The following is a 5720-nucleotide window of genomic DNA, read 5'->3' on the forward strand; positions in this document are numbered from 1 at the left end:
AACCCCACCGCCGGCGGCCTCGTGGTGCTCAAGTGCGCCACCTAGGGCTTGTATCGAAGTGTTGAACAGTGGGCGGGCGTCAGCCCGCCCACTGTTCAACTGTGGCGGAGCCATTGGTTGATCGCTGCGATGTGGATGGTCGCTTGGTAGCGGACGGCGAGTTTGTCGAATCGGGTCGCGACCGCACGATGTTGTTTGAGCTGGTTGATGCCGCGTTCGACGGTGTTGCGGTCGCGGTAGATCACCGGGTCGAACACCGGTGGGCGCCCGCCGGCCGAACCGCGGTCTCGGCGGTGGCCGGCTTGATCGGCCGGGACCGGGATGGTGGCTTTGATACCGCGGCGGCGTAGCCAGCTGCGGTTGCCGCGACTGGAGTAGGCCTTGTCGGCGAGTACTCGATGCGGTCGCCGGCGGGCCCGGCTGCCAGGTCTGGATATGTCGATCCGGGCGAGGACCGCCGCGAACTGCGGACTGTCTCCGGCCTGGCCTGCGGTGAGCAGCATGCTCATCACCAGGCAGCTGTCCTCGCAGGCCACATGCAGTTTTGTTGTCCAGCCGCCGCGGGAGCGGCCGAGGGCGTGATCGGCGGGCTCATGCTCGCCGGGTCCGCCGGGTGGCTCGGCCTGGGCGTGGCTGTCACGGCGGGCTCCGGCCGCGTGCTGATGGGCACGCATGATCGTGGAGTCGACGCTGATCTGCCACCCGATCCGGCCTGCGGACTCGGCGAAGCATTGCAGCATTTTCAGGATCAGCGCCCACACCCCTGCTTGCTGCCATCGCCGGAACAATCCGTAGACCGCGGGCCAGGACCCGTAGTGGGGTGGGATGTCACGCCACGGGCAGCCGACGCGGGTACGCCACCTGATTCCCTCGATGAGCTGTCGTTTCGTCCATACCGGCGGGCGTCCGGGTTTTCTGCCGCGGGGCAGCAGCGGTTCCAGCCTCGCCCATTGAGCATCGGTCAGATCCGCGCGCCCCGTCACCGCTACTGTGGTCACGAGGTCCTACCTTTTTCCCGGGTCGTGCAGGCCAGTCGTAAGGTCTGAAGGCCCTGGGGAACCGGGTGTGGCTTTCACGAGGTCGCCGTTTCATGGCTCCGGAGACTTGGCCGCCCGGTTCCCCGCGACGACCCGGCCGCCAATTGGGATGTGCGAGCGAATCGCTGTGTAGGACAACGCCGGCGTGGTCGTCCGCAGGACGAATATGTGTGTCGAGCGACCGGAGGTATTCATGGCCCAGATCTGGGCCGGCGTCGATGTCGGAAGAACTCACCACCATTGCGTGGTCATCGACTCCGAAGGCAAGCGACTGCTGTCGCGGCGGATTGCAAACGACGAGACCGAACTCCTGCGTCTGATGGGTGATGCCGCCGACCTTGGAGACCAGGTCACGTGGGCGATGGATGTGCCCGACGGCGGTGCGGCGTTGCTGATCGGCCTGCTCGTCACCCACGACCAGCAGTTGCTCTACCTGCCCGGCCGCACTCTCAATCGCGCAGCCGGCGGCTATCGAGGAGAAGGCAAGACCGACTCACGGGACGCCGCGATCATCGCCGATCAAGCGAGGATGCGTCGTGACCTGCGCCCGCTGCGTCCCGGCGACGAGGTCACCGTGGAATTGAAACTGCTGACCGCCCGACGCAGTGACCTGGTTGCCGACCGCACCCGCGTCATCAACCGGATGCGCGCTCTGCTGGTCGGGATCTTCCCCGCACTCGACCGCGCCCTCGAAGACCTCACCCGCACCGGGCAGCTGATGCTGCTGACCGGCTACCAAACCGCCGCCGCATTACGCCGGATCGGCCTGGTCCGGCTCGAATGCTGGTTACGCACCCGGAAAGCCCGCCACGCCGACAAGATCGCGGCAGCGGCTGTGGCCGCCGCTCACCAGCAGCACATCCGCCTGCCGGGTGAGGCACTCACCGCCACCGTGATAGCCGAACTGGCCGGAGAGGTCATGGCGCTCAACGACCAGATCAAGAAGACCGACACACTCATCGAGACCCGATTCCGCCAGCACGAACTCGCCGAGGTGATCACCAGCCTGCCAGGGTTCGGAAGCTTGCTCGGCGCGGAGTTTCTTGCCGTCACCGGCGGTGACCTGGCTTCCTTCGCGACCCCGGACCGCCTGGCCGCGTTCGCTGGTCTCGCGCCGGCGCCCTGGGATTCCGGCCGGATCCGCGGCAATCTGCACAGGCCCCGCCGCTACCACCGCGGCCTCAACCGTGTTTTCTACATGTCGGCCATGGTCAGTATCACCTGTTGTCCGGAATCGAGACGGTTCTACGACCGAAAGCGAGCCGAAGGAAAGCGCCACAACCAGGCCGTCCTCGCACTCGCCCGACGACGCGTCAATGTCGTATGGGCGCTCATCCGCGACCACCGGCTCTACCAACCGGCCCCACCCGGCACAGCAGCGGCCTGATCCGGCTTGACAACTCCATTGGGAAGTCTCCGGTTTGGTTCCGGTTGTGCTTGGTCGTTCAACCCACTTACCGGAGACCTCGCCTATTCGCCAACGCGGACAGTGTCTTTCACGAAACCGCTGATGGGGTGGCACCGCTTCGCGGTGCCACCCCATCAGCTACTTCGATACACGCCCTAGCCGCGGACCCGGGCGAGCACCGCCTCGACCGCGGATTCGGCGGGCACGTCCTGCGCCTCCCCGGTGAACCGGTCGCGCAGCTCCACCTTGCCCTCGGCCCAGCCCCGGCCGATCACCAGCACGTAGGGCATACCGAGCAGCTCGGCGTCCTTGAACTTCACCCCGGGTGAGGCGGTGCGATCGTCGAAGAGCACGTCGAGGCCCTGGGCGTGCAACGCCGCCACCACCTCTTCGGCACCCGCCCGGGCGGCCTCGTCCTTGTTGGCGATCACCACGTGTACGTCGTACGGCGCGACCTCGGCGGGCCAGCGCAGTCCCTTGTCGTCGTGCTGCTGCTCGGCGATGACGGCCACCATGCGCGAGACGCCGATCCCGTAGGACCCCATGACCAGGCGCACCGGTTTGCCGTTCTCGCCCAGGACATCGACCTCGAAGGCGTCGGTGTACTTGTAACCGAGCTGGAAGATGTGGCCGATCTCGATACCGCGCGCCGAGACCAGGGGCCCGCGACCGTCGGGCGACATATCCCCGTCGCGCACCTGCGCGGCCTCGATGGTGCCGTCCGGGGTGAAATCCCGGCCGGCCACCAGACCGACGACATGCTTGCCGGGCGCGTCGGCGCCGGTGATCCATGAGGTTCCGGCGACCACCCGCGGGTCGACCAGGTAGCGGATACCGTTGGCCTGCAGACCCTTCGGTCCGATATAGCCCTTCACCAGGAACGGATTCGCGGCGAAATCGGCATCGGTGAGCAGTTCCACCTCGGCCGGCTCGACCGACGCACCGAGACGCTTGTCGTCGACCTCACGATCGCCGGGCACGCCGATACCGACGATCTCGGTCTTGCCGTCGGGATACCGCAGCTTCACCATGACGTTCTTCAGCGTGTCCGCGGCGGTGACCGGGCGACCGTAGCGTTCGGCGATCCCGGCGCCGTTCGCCCAGTCCACCAGGGTCGCGATGGTGGGGGTATCGGGGGTGTCGTGGATCTGCGCCTCGGGCTGCCCTTCGATGGGCAGCGGATCGGGCGCCGCGGTCACCACGGCCTCCACATTCGCGGCGTACCCGGACTCCCGGCACACCACGTAGGTGTCCTCGCCGACCGGACTGTCGGCCAGGAACTCCTCGGAGGCACTGCCGCCCATGGCGCCGGAGGTCGCGGCGACGATCACGTACTTGACCCCGAGCCGGTCGAAGATGCGCTGATAGGCCTCGCGATGAGCGTTGTAGCTGGCCTTCAGACCGTCCTCGTCCAGGTCGAAGGAGTAGGAGTCCTTCATGATGAATTCGCGACCGCGCAGGATACCGGCCCGGGGCCGTTCCTCGTCGCGGTACTTGGCCTGGATCTGGTACAGGGTGACCGGCAGATCCTTGTAGGAGTTGTACTCACCCTTCACGGTGAGGGTGAACAGTTCCTCATGGGTGGGGCCGAGCAGATAGTCCGCGCCCTTGCGGTCCTGCAACCGGAACAGGGCGTCGCCGTATTCGGTCCAGCGGTTGGTGGCCTCGTAGGGGTCGCGCGGCAGCAACGCCGGTAGCGAGATCTCCTGCGCGCCGATGGCGTTCATCTCCTCGCGCACCACCTCCTCCACCTTGTGCAGCACCCGCAGGCCCAGCGGCAGCCACGAGTACACACCCGGCGCGATCCGGCGCACATAGCCGGCGCGCACCAGCAGCTTGTGGCTGGGCACCTCGGCGTCGGCGGGGTCGTCGCGCAACGTACGGAGGAACAGTCGGGAGAGGCGGGTGATCACGGTTGCCCAGCGTAGCCCCTGTGCGTCCACCGGCCACATTCGATTACCGGTGGTGGGCGCCGTGGGCCCGGTACGGGCGCACACCCCGGATCCGCCGCGCCGGGGCCGGCGGGCCCGCGGGGCGGCGACCGGTACCGTAACCGGTCGTGCTGGTGCTGCTCCCCCCTTCCGAGACCAAATCCGACGGCGGTTCCGGCGGCCCGCTGGATCTGTCCGCGCTGGCCTTCGGCTCGCTCACCGGGATTCGCGCGCAACTGGTGGGCGATCTGGTCGCGCTGGCCGGTGACCCGGACGCCGCCCGGGCCGCCCTCGGGCTCGGTAAGAACTCCGAGTCGGAGCTGGCCCGCAACGCCACAGTGCGCACCTCCCCCACCCGGTCGGCGCTGGAACGCTATACCGGCGTCCTGTACGACGCGCTGGGCGCGAGTACCTTCACCCGGGCCCAGCGGGCGAAGGCCCTCGCCCGGATCGCGATCGGCTCGGCCCTTTTCGGCGCGGTCCGCGCCGGGGACCCCATCCCCGCCTACCGGCTGTCGGGCGGCTCGAAACTGCCGGGCCGTCCGACCCTGGCCGCGGTCTGGCGCGATCATCTGGGCCCGGCGCTGCGCGAGGCGGCCGGCGAGGAACTCGTCGTGGACCTGCGTTCGGGCACCTACCAGCAGCTCGGCCGGGTACCGGGCGCGGTCACCGCGACGGTGCTCACCGAGCACGCGGACGGATCGCGCACGGTGGTCAGTCACTTCAACAAGCATCACAAGGGCCTGCTGGCGCGCGCGCTGGTGCTCACCCGCGCCGAGCCCGGCGATATCCGCGCGGTCGCCCGGGTCGCCACCAAAGGCGGACTGCGTACCGAGATCGCCTCCGATACCGAGTTGATCGTCCTCACCTGATTCCGGCGCGGCCGAGGTGAGCGCAGCCCGCACCCCTCGCCGGGGCCGGTGGTTCGCGCCGGGAGAACCGGACGCACCGCGATCCACCATGGTCCGCCGCTGCACAACCAGGCGACGGTCCCGCGCGACGATCGGGCCGCACGGTCTCGAGGTGCCCCGATCACGCCGGCAGGCGCTGGCCGACGGCCGGACCGCAGCCGCACACGGCGGACGGACGTTCGCGTTCCGGCGCAGCGGCGACGGCTGTCCCGCTGATCCGTTCGCGCACCCCGCGGTAGCGGGCCGTCAACGGCCGCGGGACCGCCGGCCCCCGGTCGTCTCCGTTCCCAGCGCGCCGCCGCCGTGCTCACCCGCCGCTGCCCGGCGCCCTCGACCCCCGCCGGGCGGCTGCGGTGTGCGCCGCACCGGGCCGTAGGCTCGAGCCTTGTGCCGAACACGTCAGCCGATACCGACAACCTGTCCGCCGGGGACT

General features: G+C 68.8%; 4 protein-coding genes. 2 read left to right on the forward strand and 2 right to left on the reverse strand.

All coding sequences use genetic code 11. The annotated features are described in order from the left end of the window. Positions 1 to 95 precede the first annotated feature (95 nt). Positions 96 to 998, reverse strand: coding sequence for an IS5 family transposase (locus tag ON38_RS17000; protein WP_039825810.1), 903 nt, complete (start codon positions 996 to 998; stop codon positions 96 to 98). Positions 999 to 1230: 232 nt separating this feature from the next. On the opposite strand from ON38_RS17000, the gene ON38_RS17005 reads away from it, so the two are divergent. Further along, positions 1231 to 2424, forward strand: coding sequence for an IS110 family RNA-guided transposase (locus ON38_RS17005; protein WP_039825811.1), 1194 nt, complete (start codon positions 1231 to 1233; stop codon positions 2422 to 2424). Positions 2425 to 2600: 176 nt separating this feature from the next. Here ON38_RS17005 and ON38_RS17010 read toward each other — a convergent pair whose 3' ends face one another. Beyond that, positions 2601 to 4358: a proline--tRNA ligase gene (locus ON38_RS17010; RefSeq protein WP_039825813.1), complete on the reverse strand. Its 1758-nt coding sequence runs from the start codon at positions 4356 to 4358 to the stop codon at positions 2601 to 2603. A 146-nt stretch (positions 4359 to 4504) separates the two neighbouring features. Between ON38_RS17010 and yaaA the strand changes: the two genes are divergently transcribed. Further along, on the forward strand, positions 4505 to 5248 hold the full coding sequence (yaaA, locus tag ON38_RS17015; protein ID WP_039825812.1) for a peroxide stress protein YaaA: 744 nt from the start codon (positions 4505 to 4507) through the stop codon (positions 5246 to 5248). Positions 5249 to 5720 lie beyond the last annotated feature (472 nt).

It is taken from the genome of Nocardia testacea NBRC 100365, from assembly GCF_000308775.1.
Lineage (GTDB): Bacteria > Actinomycetota > Actinomycetes > Mycobacteriales > Mycobacteriaceae > Nocardia > Nocardia testacea.